The sequence below is a fragment of the Mycobacterium ulcerans subsp. shinshuense genome (genome assembly GCF_002355775.1).
Classification (GTDB): Bacteria; Actinomycetota; Actinomycetes; order Mycobacteriales; family Mycobacteriaceae; genus Mycobacterium; species Mycobacterium marinum.
This window is the reverse complement of sequence record NZ_AP017624.1, coordinates 4506308-4521961: the sequence shown is the minus strand read 5'-3', so window position 1 is coordinate 4521961 and position 15654 is coordinate 4506308. Positions and strand designations below refer to the sequence as shown.

The 15654-nt window shown below is 65.2% G+C and carries 12 protein-coding genes and 2 pseudogenes; 8 read left to right on the top strand and 6 right to left on the bottom strand.

Translation table 11 applies throughout. The annotated features are described in order from the left end of the window. Positions 1–3 precede the first annotated feature (3 nt). From SHTP_RS20185 to SHTP_RS20170, 4 genes and pseudogenes are all read right to left on the bottom strand, one after another. A pseudogene (locus SHTP_RS20185) lies at positions 4–1173 on the bottom strand (lipid-transfer protein). Then, positions 1170–1625, bottom strand: coding sequence for a MaoC family dehydratase (locus SHTP_RS20180; RefSeq protein WP_096371590.1), 456 nt, complete (start codon positions 1623–1625; stop codon positions 1170–1172). Before SHTP_RS20180 ends, SHTP_RS20185 begins: the two are co-directional and overlap by 4 nt. Next, positions 1622–2050, bottom strand: a complete 429-nt coding sequence (locus SHTP_RS20175) for a Zn-ribbon domain-containing OB-fold protein (protein ID WP_096371589.1) — start codon at positions 2048–2050, stop codon at positions 1622–1624. Before SHTP_RS20175 ends, SHTP_RS20180 begins: the two co-directional genes overlap by 4 nt. Beyond that, a complete protein-coding gene (locus SHTP_RS20170; protein ID WP_096371588.1) occupies positions 2050–2598 on the bottom strand; it encodes an FAS1-like dehydratase domain-containing protein in 549 nt (182 codons plus the stop codon). Before SHTP_RS20170 ends, SHTP_RS20175 begins: the two co-directional genes overlap by 1 nt. Before the next feature lie 279 nt (positions 2599–2877). Here SHTP_RS20170 and SHTP_RS20165 point away from each other — a divergent pair, with 279 nt between their 5' ends. From SHTP_RS20165 to SHTP_RS20150, 4 genes are all read left to right on the top strand, one after another. Next, positions 2878–4344, top strand: a complete 1467-nt coding sequence (locus SHTP_RS20165; protein WP_096371587.1) for an aldehyde dehydrogenase family protein — start codon at positions 2878–2880, stop codon at positions 4342–4344. Between the two features lie 181 nt (positions 4345–4525). Continuing rightward, entirely contained in the window at positions 4526–5434 is a 909-nt protein-coding gene (locus SHTP_RS20160; RefSeq protein WP_096372572.1) for an alpha/beta fold hydrolase, read from the top strand. Positions 5435–5509: 75 nt separating this feature from the next. Continuing rightward, entirely contained in the window at positions 5510–6262 is a 753-nt protein-coding gene (locus tag SHTP_RS20155) for an esterase/lipase family protein (RefSeq protein WP_096371586.1), read from the top strand. Positions 6263–6306: 44 nt separating this feature from the next. After that, on the top strand, positions 6307–7725 hold the full coding sequence (locus tag SHTP_RS20150) for an acyl-CoA synthetase (RefSeq protein WP_096371585.1): 1419 nt from the start codon (positions 6307–6309) through the stop codon (positions 7723–7725). Between the two features lie 2 nt (positions 7726–7727). Here SHTP_RS20150 and SHTP_RS20145 read toward each other — a convergent pair whose 3' ends face one another. Further along, a complete protein-coding gene (locus SHTP_RS20145; protein WP_096371584.1) occupies positions 7728–8993 on the bottom strand; it encodes an Rv1453 family transcriptional regulator in 1266 nt (421 codons plus the stop codon). A gap of 746 nt (positions 8994–9739) precedes the next feature. Between SHTP_RS20145 and SHTP_RS20140 the strand changes: the two are divergent. Then, positions 9740–9910, top strand: a pseudogene (locus SHTP_RS20140) (PE family protein); the annotation flags it as partial. Between the two features lie 31 nt (positions 9911–9941). Then, a complete protein-coding gene (locus SHTP_RS20135; RefSeq protein ID WP_096371583.1) occupies positions 9942–11123 on the top strand; it encodes a PPE family protein in 1182 nt (393 codons plus the stop codon). Positions 11124–11279: 156 nt separating this feature from the next. Here SHTP_RS20135 and SHTP_RS20130 read toward each other — a convergent pair whose 3' ends face one another. Then, on the bottom strand, positions 11280–11666 hold the full coding sequence (locus tag SHTP_RS20130) for a hypothetical protein (RefSeq protein WP_231991625.1): 387 nt from the start codon (positions 11664–11666) through the stop codon (positions 11280–11282). Between the two features lie 655 nt (positions 11667–12321). On the opposite strand from SHTP_RS20130, the gene SHTP_RS20125 reads away from it, so the two are divergent. Together SHTP_RS20125 and SHTP_RS20120 are read left to right on the top strand one after the other, a co-directional pair. Beyond that, positions 12322–13605, top strand: a complete 1284-nt coding sequence (locus SHTP_RS20125; RefSeq protein WP_096372570.1) for an MFS transporter — start codon at positions 12322–12324, stop codon at positions 13603–13605. A 501-nt stretch (positions 13606–14106) separates the two neighbouring features. Continuing rightward, positions 14107–15309, top strand: a complete 1203-nt coding sequence (locus SHTP_RS20120; protein WP_420873029.1) for an ISAs1-like element IS2404/ISMul1 family transposase — start codon at positions 14107–14109, stop codon at positions 15307–15309. The last annotated feature ends 345 nt before the right edge of the window (positions 15310–15654 follow it).

Sequence of the window (15654 nt, the reverse complement as noted above, 5' to 3'; positions counted from 1 at the left end):
AGCTCATCCGGCGGGGGCAAGAATCAGTCCACTGGTCGGTACCTCGGTTCCCGAGGTGACCAGTACGTGTTCGACGTGGTCGACCTGGTTGTACGAAGTGCCACGCACCTGACGCACCGCCTCGGTTATGCCGTTCATGCCATGGATGTAGGCCTCGCCGAGCAGGCCGCCGTTGGTATTGATCGGCAGTAACCCACCCAGCGACAGGTTCTCCACTGTGGCGAACTCCTTGGCCTCACCGCGTCCGCAGAAGCCGAGTTCCTCGAGCTGGGTGAATACGAACGGGGTGAAATGGTCGTAGATGAACGCGGTTTGAATGTCGGCAGGCTTGAGGCCCGAATCGCGCCACAGACGCTTGGCCACCACTCCCATCACCGGTAGTCCGGTGATGTCCTCGCGGTAGTAGCTAGTCATCATCTCGCCCTCGGCGGCCGCCCCCTGGGCGGCCGCGGTGATGACCGCCGCCGGCTGGCGCAGATCCCGCGCCCGCTCGGTACTCGTCACGACCAGAGCGACGCCGCCATCGCTTTCCTGGCAGCAGTCCAGCAGGCGCAGTACGGGTTCGATGATCCAGCGCGAATTCTGATGGTCGGCCAGCGTGATCGGGCGCTGGTAGAACCAGGCGTCGGGGTTGCGTGCCGCATGGGCACGGTCGACGACGGCGATCCGGCCGAAGTCCTCGTTGGTGACTCCATAAGTCGACATGTAGCGCTGTGCGTGCAGCGCGACCTATGCTGCGGGAGTCAGCAGTCCAAAGGGCGCATAATGGGCCATGAAGAGCGGGGTTTCGGTGCTGGTGCGCCCGCTACCCCCGAACCGCATGCCGGAACGTTCGTTGAACGCGCGATAACACACCACCACCTCGGCGACCCCGGTGGCCACCGCCATCGCGGCGTGTGCCACGGTCCCGGCCGCGGCGCCGCCGCCGTGCGGTACCCGGCTGAAGAAGTTGAGGTCACCGATACCCACATTGCGTGCGACATCGATCTCGTCGCTGGCGTCCATCGTGAACGTGACCATGCCGTCGACCTCGCCGGGTGTCACCCCGGCATCGTCAAGGGCTGCGCTGACCGCCTCGCACGCCAGCTGCAACTCGCTGCGCCCGGACTCCTTGGAGAACTCGGTCTGGCCAATTCCCACGATCGCTGCGGCACCGGCCAGCGGGGCAGTCACGGCTGGGTCGCAGCGAGGAGGCTGAGCACCGCGGTTCCGGAAACGTGATTGCCAAGGCTGTTGGCGCCCTGGAAAGTGACTTCAACGAAGTTTTCCCCGTCTTTACCGGCCGACTTGCCGGTTACGCTGCCGGTGAAGTGCAGCGGGTCATCCGGAAAGCAGGGCACGCCAAGGCGAATCGACAGTTTCTTGACCATCGCTTCTGGTCCGGCCCAGTCGGCGAGGAAACGCACGCAAAGCCCGTTGGTGGTCAGGATGTACATGAACAGATTCGGCGGGCCTTGCTTGTTGGCGTAGTCGCGGTCGTGATGTACCGGCATGAAATCCCGTGACGCGATTGCCCCCGCGACGATCACCGTTGTGGTGATCGGGATCTCCAACGCAGTCACCGCGTCGCCGACGGCGATGTCGTTCCATCCAAGGGTCTGGTAGCGGCCGGTGGTAGTGGTCATCGAACTGCCTCCGAGTCAAGGGCGACGGGCCGGAATTGATGCAGCACAAAGCTTCCGTCTGGCCCATCGAAGTCTTGGTAGAACACCTCGACCGCCATCCCGACCGTGACGTCAGCCGGATCGATGCCACACAGGTTCGAAACCAGCCGGACGCCCTCATCGAGTTCGACCAGCACGACGATGTAGGGGTAATCGAAGAACGGAAACCTCGGTTGGTGGGGCATCACGAAGCTGTAGACGGTGCCGAGGCCCCCAGACTCGACGGTATCCCAGTGCAGACAGCGGCATTTGGGGCACATGAGGCGTGGCGGGTGACGTAGTTCCCCGCATTCGGCGCAGCGTTGGATCAGCAGTTTGTGCTCGCGCAGCCCGTGCCAGAAGAACTCGGTGTCCGGGCTGATTGCCGGCGCCAGTCGGGAGGCCATCAGCGTTGGGGCCTGAATCGCAGCACCCGGAACCGCTGCCGCCCGAGCGCCTCCCCGTGCTGGTCGACATAGGTGGTGACCCAGGTGAGGAAGAAGCCGGTTCCCAGTGCCGTCTTCTTCTCCTCGGAGACCTCCTCATAGACCGTCGTCGCGCTGATCAGGTCGCCCAGGCGTGGGTAGCGCTCGATTTCGAACTCCGAGTTCACCGCCACCGTACTGGTGTAGCCGGCCTCGTCGAGGAACGCGGTTGGGTTGGTCTTGATCTCAACGGGGGCGCCGCCACGCTCCCGAATCCCTTCCAGCTTCGGTGCCGGCATTGTCCACGTCTGCAACATGACCGGCGGTGAAACGATGCCGCCAAACCTGGATGCGGCCGCGAATTCCGGATCGAGGTAGACGGGATTCATGTCGTCGAGCGCATGCGCCCAGTGCCGAATCATCGGCTGGTTCACCGGATCCGGTGCCACTGAGGGCCGTCCCGTTCCACCTGTCGGCTGTCCGACGAGTGAGCGCAGTCTGAAGAGAAACTCGGTTTCGGAGTCAGTCACCCGGTTGTCCTCCTGACTTGTTGACGCGTCAGAACGGCGTCTGGTCATCGGGCGGGTCGCCGTACCCACGCCACCCGGTACCTCCCTGATCGCCGCTGATCGGACACATCTGCGCAATATGTCTGCCGAGTCGTGTCTACTCCCGGGCCCGGCAGCGTGTCAATGCAACTGCAAATCGTCGAATTTGGTGGCGATTCATCCTGGGAGGTCATTGACGCCTGAACGCCCGCGGTGTACACCAAGTGCGTATATGACCGACGCCTACGGGTTAGGAATCAGATGGCTGAGCGGGCACTTCCGGAATCCCTGGTCGATACGTATCAGCTCTATATCGACGGGCGTTGGGTCGAACCGGAAAACGGCCGCTACGACGACGTGTCACCGTCGACGGGGATGGTCATCTCGACCGCACCCGATGCGAGCGTCAGCCAGGTAGGCGATGCGGTTGATGCCGCGCGTCGCGCATTCGACGCGGGCCCGTGGCCGGCCATGTCCCACCAGGAGCGCGGTCATTGCCTTGCCCAGTTGGGCGCCGCGCTGCAGGACTACGCCGACGCGTATTTTGCGCTGTCTCAGGTCGAATGGGGCTGCACGGCCAACGAGCGGCGGTTGCAGATCGACGCTTCGGCCAGCGCGGCCCGGCGTGCGGGTCATCTTGCGGGCACACTTGGCGATCAGCCCATTCAGTCAGCGTCCGGCGCCGCGGTGCTGTGCCATGAGCCGCTCGGTGTCGTGTCGATCCTGACGCCTTGGAACTTCCCGCACAGCCTCAACGTCATGAAATTGAGCCGGGCGCTGGCCGGCGGCAATACCGTCGTGCTCAAACCGTCCCCGCTCACGCCGCTCGCGGGCCTGGCGCTGGCCCGAATCATCCACGAGCACACCGATATCCCACCCGGGGTGGTCAACGTCGTCACGCCCGGCGGCATCGAGGCCAGCAAGGTGCTGGCCGTCGACCCCCGTATCGACATGGTCAGTTTCACCGGGAGTTCGGCGGTCGGTCGCGAGGTGATGGCCGCGGCGGCCGGCACGATGAAACGCGTCTTGCTCGAGTGTGGCGGGAAGTCGGCCAGCATTGTCTTGGACGACGCCGAGTGCAGTGACGAACTCCTGGCGCGAATGTTGTTCGAATCCTGCTTGCTGCATGCCGGGCAGGCCTGTATCATGCACAGTCGGCTGCTGCTACCCGAGGCGATGCACGATGAGATCGTTGACCGGCTCGTCGCGCTGGCCCGTGCGGTCCGGGTGGGTGATCCCGCCGATCCGGATGTGCAGATGGGGTCGCTGATCGGCGCCGCTCAGCGCAGCCGGGTCGAGGACCAGGTAGCCCGCGCGCTGCGGGATGGGGCCACGCTGGCCGCCGGTGGCAGGCGACCGGCCACGCCGGAGGCAGGTTTCTACTACGAGCCGACGATCCTTACCGGCGTCACACCAGACGCCCACATCGCCCAAAACGAAGTCTTCGGGCCGGTGTTGAGCGTGCTGCGCTACCGCGACGACGACGACGCCGTGGCGATCGCCAACAATTCGCAGTACGGCCTGTCTGGCGCCGTGTGGGGTGGCGACGCTGACCGCGCCGTCAGGGTCGCCTGCCGGATCCGGACCGGCCAGATCGCGGTCAACGGCTTCGGTCCTGGTGACGCGCCGTTCGGCGGCTTCAAGCAGAGCGGCCTGGGGTGGGAGGGCGGCGGAATTGCCGGGCTGCACCAGTACATGGAGCCCAAGGCCATCGGCATGCCTGGCTGACCTGCGGCGGCCAGCGTCACGCCAGCGTGGCCGTGGGAAACGACCGCCACGCTGGCGTGACGCTCGGACAAGGGGGCTCGGTGCTCAGCGTCAGCGCGCTTGATAGGCATTCGTTATCGAATTGTTGCATGCCCTACCAAAAAGGTGCATCGGCGCGTCATCGCATGCGATGCTGCTGGGCATGGCCGTCGCTATCGCCCGACCCAAGCTCGAGGGAAACATCGCCGTCGGCGAAGACCGTCAGATCGGATTTGCCGAGTTCGGAGCGCCGCAAGGGCGTGCGGTGTTCTGGTTCCACGGCACTCCGGGCGCCCGCCGGCAGATACCAACCGAGGCGCGGGTCTACGCCGAACACCACGACGTGCGCCTGATCGGCGTCGATCGTCCCGGCATCGGCTCGTCCACACCCCACCAGTACGGGACCGTCTCGGCCTTTGCCGACGACCTGCGGACCATCGCCGACACGCTGGGGATCGACAAAATGGCGGTCGTCGGCTTGTCCGGGGGCGGCCCCTACACCCTGGCCTGCACTGCCGGTCTGCCGGACCGGGTAGTGGCAGCGGGGGTGCTCGGCGGGGTGGCGCCGACCCGCGGACCGGATGCGATCAGTGGCGGCCTGATGGACCTGGGTCGACGAGTGGCGCCGCTACTGAGAGTCGGTGGGAGCCCGCTACGGCTGAGCGCCAGCGTGCTGATCCGGATGGCTCGCCCGGTGGCTTCCCCGGCCCTGGATGTCTATGGGCTGATGTCGCCGCAAGCGGACCGGCATCTACTCGCCCGGCCGGAGTTCAAGGCCATGTTTCTTGACGATCTGCTCAACGGAAGCCGCAAACAGCTGGCCGCACCGTTCAACGACGTGATCGTTTTCGCCCGCGACTGGGGATTCCGGCTCGAGGACGTGTCGGTACCGGTCCGTTGGTGGCACGGTGACCACGATCACATCATCCCGTTCTCCCATGGTGAGCACGTCGTTTCGCGACTGCCCAATGCAGAGTTGTTCCACTTACCGGGCGAAAGTCACCTCGCCGGGCTGGGGCGCGGCGAGGAAATCCTGGCTACGCTAATGAAGATTTGGGATGAGGAGGCTTGATCGATGTCTGTGGCTGCTGAGGCTGTGGAATTCCCCACTGCCGCCCCTCACGTTGTCTCCGCGGGTGCCCCGAAAATGGGGCTCTATCTCAGCGACATCCCCCGCGCGGTGGCCGAGTACGGGCAGCTGGTTTCGCTGTTCCCACTGCAGAAGGCGTTGCCGGTCGGTGACGGGCACCCGGTCTTGGTGTTGCCCGGCTTGTTGGCCGGTGACGGCTCCACCTGGACACTGCGGTGGCTGCTGGGCCGCCTCGGTTACCGGGCGTATGGCTGGCGGCTGGGCCTCAACATCGGCCCAACCAGCAAGGTTGTGGACGGGATGAGCGCGCGCCTGGAGGTGCTGCACGCCCGCTACAACACACCCGTCAGTCTGGTCGGTTGGAGTCTGGGCGGGATCTTCGCGCGCACCCTGGCGCGGCGTCACCCCGAGGCGGTACGTCAAGTGATCACCCTTGGCAGCCCGTTCCGGATGCAAGACGAATCCCAATCTCGGGCCGCGCGGCACTTCAGGATCTTCCAGCGTCTGCACGCCGAGCGACACGAGTTGCCGTTGCCGGCCGAAGCCGAACCGCTTCCGGTGCCCAGCACCGCGATCTATTCGCGCTACGACGGCATGGTCGCCTGGCAGACCTGCCTCGACACGCCGTCGGAACGTGCGGAAAACATCGCCGTGCTGAGCAGCCACATCGGCTACGGTCATCACCCGGCCACGGTCTGGGCCATCGCGGATCGGTTGGCCCAGCCGGTGGATACCTGGGCCCCGTTCCGGCCCCCGACGGTGTTGCGGCCGCTGTTTCCCCGGCCACATACTCTGCACGCCGCGAGCTAGCCTGCGTTGAGACCGCGGCCGGTGTCACGGGTAGCCTCGCTGACGTGCTGCTGGCCTCACTGAACCCCGCCGCCGTATCGGCTGACGACATCGCCGACGCGGTTCGTATCGACGGCGTCGACCTCAGCCGCAGCGATCTGCTCGGCGCCGCAACAGCGGTGGCGGAGCGTATCGCTGGCGCGCATCGGGTTGCCGTACTGGCAACGCCCACCGTATCGACGGTGCTGGCGGTCACCGGATGCTTGATCGCCGGGGTGCCCGTGGTCCCGGTGCCGGCCGATGTCGGTGTGGCCGAACGCCGCCACATGCTGGCCGACTCCGGCGCCGTGGCCTGGCTGGGCCCGGCGCCCGCCCAGGCCGCGGAGCCCGACGGACTGCCGCAGATACCGGTGCGTCTGCACGCACGATCATGGCACCGCTACCCCGAGCCGCCGCCGGACTCGGTTGCGATGGTGATCTACACCTCGGGCACCACGGGGCTGCCCAAGGGCGTGCAGCTGAGCCGGCGGGCGATTGCAGCCGACTTGGACGCGCTGGCCCAGGCCTGGCAATGGAATGCAGAAGACGTCTTGGTGCATGGCTTGCCGCTCTACCATGTGCACGGTCTGGTACTCGGCTTGCTGGGATCGCTGCGAGTTGGAAATCGCTTCGTGCACACCGGAAAGCCGACGGCGGCGGGATACGCGCAAGCAGGCGGAACCCTGTATTTCGGGGTGCCCACGGTCTGGTCGCGGGTGGCTGCGGACCGGGCGGCCGCCGAGGCGTTACGGCCGGCTCGGCTATTGGTTTCTGGCAGCGCGGCCTTGCCGGTCCCGGTGTTCGATCAGCTGGTGCACCTCGCCGGGCACCGCCCTATCGAGCGCTATGGCTCTTCGGAATCGCTGATCACCCTGTCTACCCGGGCTGACGGCGACCGCCGCGCGGGCTGGGTCGGCCTGCCGCTGGCCGGAGTGCAGACCCGGCTGGTCGATGATCACGGCAACCCGGTCCCGCATGACGGGGAAACCGTTGGGAAGCTGCAGGTTCGGGGCTCGACACTGTTCGATGGCTACGTGAATCGGCCTGAGGCCACGGCTGAGGCGTTCGATGCCGACGGCTGGTATCGCACCGGCGACGTTGTGGTCGTTGACGACGGTGGCATGCATCGCATCGTCGGCCGTGAGTCGGTTGATTTGATCAAGTCTGGTGGCTACCGTATCGGCGCCGGGGAGATCGAGACGGTGCTACTGGGGCATCCGGAGGTTCAAGAGGCAGCTGTTGTCGGATTGCCTGACGAGGATTTGGGCCAGCGGATCGTGGCCTACATCGTGGGTTCGGACCGTATCGATCCCGACGTATTGATCGATTTTGTCGCGCAACAGCTTTCGGTCCACAAACGGCCACGCGAGGTGCGGATCGTGGAGTCGTTGCCGCGCAACGCGCTGGGCAAGGTGCTCAAGAAGCAGCTGTTGTCAGAGGGCTGAGCCTAGGCCGGCACTTCGTCGTCTTGGCTGGTGGGGGTGGGGAGCTTGGCGATGTTGTCGCCACGCCACTGCAGTGCTTCCAGAGCGACAGCGACGTGGACGGAGGTATGGGCCAGCGGTCGCGGCAAGAGTCGTTGTGCGGCTTCAATTCTGCGCAATAGCGTGTTGCGGTGGGTGTAGAGGCGCTTTGCGGCGCGGGAAGCGTTGCATTGCTCGTTGATGAACATCAGCAACGTGGCCTGAAGTTCGGGAGCCGCCGATTCCAGTTCACCGAGCGTGCTCGTGATGAATTCGTCAGAGGCTTGCGGATTTTGGGTGATCAGGGCGACGATCTGGACGTCCGAGAAAAAGGCCACCCGTTGGTCGAATTTCAGTCGCGCCAGGGTGCGTTGTGTGGTGAGCGCCTCGAGGTGGCTGCGCCGAAAGCCCTCGATTCCACTTGCCTTGGTGCCGATGGCAATTCGGGCACCCGATGCGTTGTCCACCGCCTGCTCGATCGTATCGATGTCGAGGTTGGTGGCCTCGGCCAACCACACCCAACGGGTAGCCGCGTTGGCGACCACGGTCAGATCTTGCGACGATCCCACGGCGTGACAAAACGCGTCGGCAGCTCTATCCAGATTGCTGTGGTCGCCGTCGAAGTCGTCGCTCCAGATGATGGCGGCGGTGTGGGCTCGAATAAGGGAGTAGCCCAACCGTGTCTCGGCGCGCTCGCGGCTGATAGGGGCGCCTTTTAGCAGGTGGCCCACCACTTCCAGGCGGTCGGCATGGTTGCCGCGGGTCAGCTCGTCGTGTTCCAGTTGCACTTGTGCGGCGATGCCGGCCAGCGTGGCCTCGATGAACTCATTGACAGACTTGGCGGAAACGCCGAGCAGCTCGCGCAGTTCCTGCGGATCGGAAGTGAGATCGAAAGCGATGTTGATCCAGAGCCGCCAGGCGATGTATTGGCCGATCCGATATATGTCCAGCGTCAGGGTCTCCAGCCCGCGACGCACTAGATCGCGGGCCATGCGCAACGGCTCCCCGCCGAGATTGGCCGGCACCGGTGCGCCGGGATGACGCACGTTGGCCGCCGCCCAGTGCACCAGATTGGCGCGGTTGGCTCGTTTGACCACCTTTGCCAGCACCGGATCGTTGGCGATGGTCGGGTTGGCCGATACCGTTTCCCGGTCCAGTTCCTCGATCCATTCCGGTCCCGCGTTGAGTGCCCTGCGGGCTCCCTCCCGGATCAGTTCGCGTATCCGGGACGAGGGTCGTTGCCAGGGCACGTGCCGATCCGAGTCACGGCGGCGGTGGGGCGCACTGCATGTCCTCGAGTGTTCGAGTGGAATTAACGCGTTGCGTCCCAAGCGCACTCAAGCCGGTGAGGGCACGGTCACAGCAGAGGGTTTGATGTTAGCTGTCTCACTGACTGGGGCGGGTCGCCACCGCGGTCGGCTTTGGGCCGGGGGACGGACCCATGAGCTTCGGCGACTACTACATGAATGATATGGAAACAATTGGTGAACAAATAGAAACCTGGTCGGGTTGGTGCATTTGAGTTGAGCGTCTGGGACGTAATTCCTTTTGCTGGTTGGGCTGTTGCTGCAATCGCGGCGCCTGGCGAGCGCTGGTAGACCCCGCCGTCGCCGCGGGCTAGCGGCCAACGGGGCAGCCCGGTACACCCCCGAATTCTTGTTCGTCGACCTGATAGACCCCTGCGTGGTGCGCAACCTCGTTGCGCCGGCCGAACCCCTGGTGTGACCTTCCACTCGATAGCTGTGTGCAATTTGCACCGCGCGCAACGGTGAATTGAGAACAATTCACCTCCGGCCCGACGGGCGGGTGCATTGTGCACCTTCGGTCCGCACTGTTCGGGGGGAATGTACCTATTCCGGGCGCCGCAAGTTCGCAAGCATTGTCGTCAGTTCGTTACCGCCAACCCCCATCCAGTGGCGGAGGACGGGAGCCAACGCCGGCTCAGCGATAACCCGTACCGCCGGGCCAACACCCGGCTCCACGAGGAGGTAAGCACGTGTCTTCTGTTACGGCTCGACCCGAAGCGTTGGCTGCGGCGGCAGGCACCTTGGGGTCTATCGGAGCGGCATTGAGCGCCGGGAATGCCGCCGCCGCCGCTCCAATGACCGGGGTGTTGCCGCCGGCCGCCGATGAGGTTTCCGAACTGCTTGCGACGCAGTTTGCGACCTGACGACATTCGAGGAGAGGGACAGACATTGATGGATTTCGGTTCGCTACCACCGGAGATCAATTCCGCCAAGATGTACGCCGGCGCGGGTTCGGGCTCGATCCTGGTCGCCGCTGAGGCGTGGGACAGCGTGGCCGTCGATCTGTACAGCGCCGCGTCCTCCTGCCAATCGGTGATCTGGGGGCTGGCGTTTGGGCAGTGGGTGGGCGCGTCGGCAAGTTTGATGGGGGCCGCCGCCGCGCCATATGTCGCGTGGCTCGGTGCCACCGCCACGCAGGCCGAACTCGCGGCCAACCAGGCCAGGGGAGCGGCGGTGGCCTACGAGTCCGCGTTCGCGGCCACGGTGCCCCCGGCGTTGATCCTCGAAAACCGCCTTCAATTGGTCACGCTGATCGCAACCAATATCTTCGGCCAGAACACCCCGGCGATCGCGACTACCGAGGCTGAGTACGGCGAGATGTGGGCCCAGGACGCCGCCGCGATGTATGGCTACGCGGGTTCGGCCGCGATGCTAGCCGAGACGCTGACGCCGTTTGAAGAGGCTCCGGAAGTTGCCAACGCTGGTGGGCTCGTCAACCAGACCGCCGCCGTCGGTCAGGCCATCGATTCCGCCGCGGCCGGCCAGCTGATGTCCAACGTTCCCCAAGCCCTGCAACAGCTCGCCGCGCCTGCTCCGCAAGGGGCGTCGACCGCGACCGCACCGAAGTCGCTGCTTCAAAGCGTTACTTCGAGCTTTTCCTTGTCGAACCTCAGCACCATCGTGGGGATGGAAAACACCCACTTGTCGATGGCGAACTCAGGCGCATCGATCTTCAAGACCATGGGCGATAGCGTCAAGGGTTTCATTCCTCCGGCTAGCAAGGCTGCCGAAACCGCGGTCGAACACGCGGCTAGGAACGCGGTGTCGATGGTTGGCGGGGGAGGTCCCGCGGGGATCGGGGGTTGGGCGCCACAGGGCGGCGTAGGCCAGGCGCTGTCGGTTGGCGGACTGAAGGTGCCGCAGGCATGGGCCGAAGCAAACCAGTCGGTTGTCCCGGCGGCCCGGGCGTTGCCGATCTCGCCGGTAACCGGTGCTGTTGAGGGCGCTCACGGGGCCCCGCTGCCCGGCATGCCATTTGGGCAGCTGGCCGGCAACGGGGGCAACGGCGTTAGCGGTGTGCTGCGAGTCACGCCCAAGGCCTATGTGATGCCACGCCCTCCAGCCGCGGGATAGTGCCGATGGCGGGTTCGTGATGTGCCGGCTGCCGGCGAACATTGCGGCCCTGCCGGCTTGGCGGCCTATGTCTGGATGGTCACCCGGCCGGCCAACGGGGTCTGCCCCCGGCCATTAAGCGATGGTCGGGGGCAGTGTGCCAGTTAGATCAAAGGACTAGGGGGCAAGCGCCCAGACCGGGTGGGCGGCAGACCAAACGGGGTGGGTCACGTCATTGCCGTAGTGGTAGATCGGGTGGTTCTGCGGCGACAACTCGCGCCACTGGCCTTCGCCTTCGCGCCAGGGGCCTTCACCCAGTCGCCACGGACCTTCGCCAGGGCGTAGCGGGCCTTCGCCCGGGCGCAGCGGGCCTTCGCCGGGACGCAGCGGGCCCTCGCCCGGGTGCACGAGACTCGCGCCGGGGTGGATTTGTCCTCCGCCGGGGTGTATCGGCCCCAGGTTCCCGGGGGCAGCGGAGGCGATGGCCGGTCCCACCAGTACCCCTGCAAAAGAGAGGCCCAGGGCGCACAGGACACCCGCCGACAGGGTGCGAATTCTCAACATTTCCCACTCCTTTCCGGGCTGGGGTGTTTGGCTCAACGGAGCCCGTGTTGTCGACACCGAAGAACTCGGGCCCAATGGCTGCATCGCCGTGTTGAGGTCACCGCCAACCCGATGATCGTCATATGTGGTTGACAATCTGAGAGTAAGACCGTTTTCCATCATTGTCAACTGTGATTGACAGGGTGGTTGGTCGGTCGGCGAATCATGCGGCGTCGGGTGTCGCCGACGGTGTGGTGGCGGACCCGCCCGCGTCATTTGGATTCGAGTCGTAACAGGCTAGGGGGCAACGGAATTCCGGAGGGTCGGGAAGTTTGCGGGTGGCGCTTGGTGCGGCTCGAGCCGCCGGTTGGCGGGCGCCCGGGTGCGGAATCGGGCGCGAGCACACCCGCTGATCGACCGGGATTCGAATCTTGGTGAGCGCAGCTAATTAACAAGGGGGGTAGGGCATTTCGGGTCGTGATGCGTGACGAGCTGCGGCGCGAGCTGGTGGCGCGGGCGCATACCGTCCAGCATGTTGGCAGTAAACTGACGGCGTGAGAACGGATTAAGCCCCTAGTCGCGGCATATCGTCGTCGCTGTGTACGCAACTGTGGATGCAGCTGGCCTCGCGACGGCCGGCGGCGGGACCGGTGACCCCAGCTCGGGAGCAACACCCATGAGTCGGGTCGCCCTCGCCTGTGTCGTCGGTTCAACAGTCGAGTACTACGACTTCTGCATTTACGGCACGGCTGCGGCGCTGGTCTTTCCGGCGGTCTTCTACCCCGGTCTCAGTCCAGCCCTGGCGACCATCGCATCGATGGGGACTTTTGCCACGGCGTTTCTGTCCCGGCCGCTCGGCGCGGCCGTCTTCGGGCATTTTGGGGACCGGCTGGGGCGTAAGAAGACTCTCGTTGCCACCCTTTTGATCATGGCCCTATCGACGGTGACGGTGGGGGTGGTGCCCAGCACGGCAACCATCGGGGTGTCCGCCCCGCTGATCCTGGTCGCCTTACGGTTGCTCCAGGGTTTTGCCGTCGGCGGCGAATGGGCTGGTTCGGCGCTGCTGAGTATCGAGTCCGCGCCAGCGCACAAGCGTGGGTACTACGGCATGTTCACCGTGCTCGGTGGCGGTGTTGCGCTTGTGGTGAGCCGTCTGACCTTTCTCGGGGTGAACTACACCATCGGAGAGAGCAGTTCGGCGTTTCTGCAGTGGGGCTGGCGTGTCCCTTTTCTGTTGAGCGCGCTACTGATCGCCTTCGCCCTGTACGTCCGCTTGGAGATCAACGAGACCCCGGTATTCGCTCGTGCGATGGCGCAGGCCGATGATCAGGAATCAACCGCCGCCGCGCGGGCACCGCTGGCGGCGGTGTTGTGCCGGCAACGCCGTGAGATAGTGCTGGCCGCGGGCGCCATGCTGGCGGCCTTCGGGTGCCGGTATCTGGCCAGCACCTTCCTGCCTTCCTACGCGCAACTGCACCTGGGGTATTCGCGAAACCTCGTCTTGCTGATCGGTGTGCTGGGCGGGCTGGTCTGCATCGGTTTTGTCGCACTTTCTGCCATTCTGTGCGATCGCTTCGGGCGCCGGCGCGTCATGCTGGTCGGCTGGGCAGTGGGCCTTTTCTGGTCGCCGCTGGTAATGCCGCTGATCGGCTCTGGCGATACCGTCGGGTTCACGGTGGCGCTGCTGGGGCTGTATGCCGTGGCCGCCAGTGGATTTGGGCCTGCAGCCTCGCTTATCCCGGAACTGTTCGCTACCCGCTACCGCTACACCGGCACGGCCCTGGCGCTCAACGTGGCGGGCATCGTTGGGGGTGCCGCGCCGCCATTGATCGCCGGTACCCTGCTGGCCAGCTATGGCAGCTCCGCGGTCGGCCTGATGATGACCGCACTGGTGGCCGCCAGCCTGCTGTGCACCTATCTGCTCCCCGAGACCGCCGGCGCCCCACTGACCGCCGCCTAGTTGCGGCGCCCGTCCCGGCGGCGCGGCGGGTGCTGGCCGTTGCCAAACACAACCCGGACCTTGGCGTGGACCACGGGATCGCGGGCCCGCCGGGCGCCGGTCTCCACTTCAATGAATTCGCCTGCAGGGTACGCAGTTCGGTGGATCCGAGCGCCCCATGATGGTCGGCCGGCGCCAGTTCGAGTGGAGGTTGGAATGTCATGATGCCGTACGGGGTCATTCCACCGGCGGGGGAGGTGTCCGGAATCGGAATTGACGCTGATTAGCAAGCCCGCCAACGTCTTCACCATTCGCGGCAAAAGGTTCTGCCCCGGCCACTGGGGCTAGCAGTGACCGGGGCAGAACATCGATGCCGACTCAGGGCTCCGGCGTTGTTGATTAGCAGGCTTGTGAGCTGGGTTGATGATCTTTGGTGCCGCGCTATTGGGGCCGGAGTGTAGGCACGGGCTATCTGGAGAACGATCGAGTTGGTTACTGTTCGTCGTTGGTCTGGAGTTGCCCGTGCCTACCGTTTCAGTATTGCCTGTGTCGTCGGTTCCAGAGGTGTTCGACCGCTGGAGTCCTGGTGAGCGCAGCGAGCTCATCGGATCGGAGTTTCTCGATGTGTTGGCCTCGGCGCCAGACCCGAGGAACCCACGCGGTCGGAGGTATTCGCTGATGGCTTTGTTGGCGATCGCGGTTCTGGCCACTGCCGCGGGGATGCGCGGCTATGCTGGTTTTGCCACATGGGCGGCCACCGCTCCCGATGATGTGTTGGCCCAATTAGGGGTCCGGTTCCGGCGGCCCAGTGAGAAGACCTTCCGTGCTGTTTTGTCTCGGCTAGACCCCGCCGACCTCAACGCCAGGATGGGCAGTTACTTCACTGCACACGTGGCCAGCAGCGACCCCAGTGGATTGGTGCCGATCGCGTTGGACGGCAAGATGCTGCGTGGTGCTTTACGCGCCAAAGCGACAGCCACGCATCTCGTGTCGGTGTTCGCCCACCGTGCCCGATTGGTGCTCGGTCAACTCGCTGTCGCCGAGAAAAGCAATGAAATTCCCTGCGTACGTGCCCTGCTCACGCTGCTGCCGGGTAGCTTGCGGTGGCTGGTCACCGTGGATGCGATGCATACCCAGGTCGTCACCGCGAAGTTGATCTGCGCCACCTTGAAGTCGCACTACCTGATGATCGTCAAGTCCAACCAAGCCAAAATACTTGCGCGTATCACCGCGCTGCCCTGGGCCGAGGTGCCCGCAGCCGCTACCGACGACTCCCGCGGCCACGGCCGTGTCGAGACCCGCACCCTGCAAATCATCACCGCTGCACGAGGAATCGGCTTCCCCTACGCAAAACAAATCATCCGGATCACTCGTGAACGCTTGATCACCGCCACCGACCAGCGCAGCGTGGAGGTGGTCTATGCCATCTGCAGCCTGCCGTTCGAGCACGCCCGCCCTACCGCGATCATGACCTGGATGCGTCAACACTGGGGAATCGAGAACAGCCTGCACTGGATACGCGACGTCACCTTCGACGAAGACCGTCAAAGGGCACATACCGGAAACGGCGCACAGGTCCTAGCAACGCTACGCAACACCGCGATCAATCTGCACCGCCTCAACGGCGCCGACAACATCGCCGAAGCCTGCCGGATCACCGCTTTGACCGCCAACCGCCACCTAGACCTCCTCAATCCACAATTCCCCAGCTCACAAGCCTGCTAATCAACAACGCCGGAGCCCTGGATGCCGACTAGGCGGCAATTAGGGGGCCAGCGCCCAGGCCGGGTGCGTGACAGACCAGACCGGGTGGGTCATGTCATCGCCGTAGTGGTAGATCGGGTGAGTGGGGGGAGGGACGGGATGCATCGGAACTCCCGGTTCCGGATGCATCGGGCCTCCCGGGGCGCCCGGACCTGGATGGGGCGCGGCGGCCGGCCCCGGGTGGGCGGGGGCCGCTGGGCCCGGGTGCGGAGCGGGGCCTGGGCCCGGGTCCGCGAACGCCACTGCGGGTGCCACCACGGCTCCCGTCAGCGCTAAGCCAACTGCACACAGAACACCTGCCGACAA

What these genes read in the sequence shown, in the direction of transcription:
- SHTP_RS20180 (WP_096371590.1), bottom strand. Translation starts at nt 1,625, where the DNA reads ATGACCACTACCACCGGCCGCTACCAGACCCTTGGATGGAACGACATC.
- SHTP_RS20175 (WP_096371589.1), bottom strand. Translation starts at nt 2,050, where the DNA reads ATGGCCTCCCGACTGGCGCCGGCAATCAGCCCGGACACCGAGTTCTTC.
- SHTP_RS20165 (WP_096371587.1), top strand. Translation starts at nt 2,878, where the DNA reads ATGGCTGAGCGGGCACTTCCGGAATCCCTGGTCGATACGTATCAGCTC.
- SHTP_RS20160 (WP_096372572.1), top strand. Translation starts at nt 4,526, where the DNA reads ATGGCCGTCGCTATCGCCCGACCCAAGCTCGAGGGAAACATCGCCGTC.
- SHTP_RS20155 (WP_096371586.1), top strand. Translation starts at nt 5,510, where the DNA reads ATGGGGCTCTATCTCAGCGACATCCCCCGCGCGGTGGCCGAGTACGGG.
- SHTP_RS20135 (WP_096371583.1), top strand. Translation starts at nt 9,942, where the DNA reads ATGGATTTCGGTTCGCTACCACCGGAGATCAATTCCGCCAAGATGTAC.
- SHTP_RS20130 (WP_231991625.1), bottom strand. Translation starts at nt 11,666, where the DNA reads ATGTTGAGAATTCGCACCCTGTCGGCGGGTGTCCTGTGCGCCCTGGGC.
- SHTP_RS20125 (WP_096372570.1), top strand. Translation starts at nt 12,322, where the DNA reads ATGAGTCGGGTCGCCCTCGCCTGTGTCGTCGGTTCAACAGTCGAGTAC.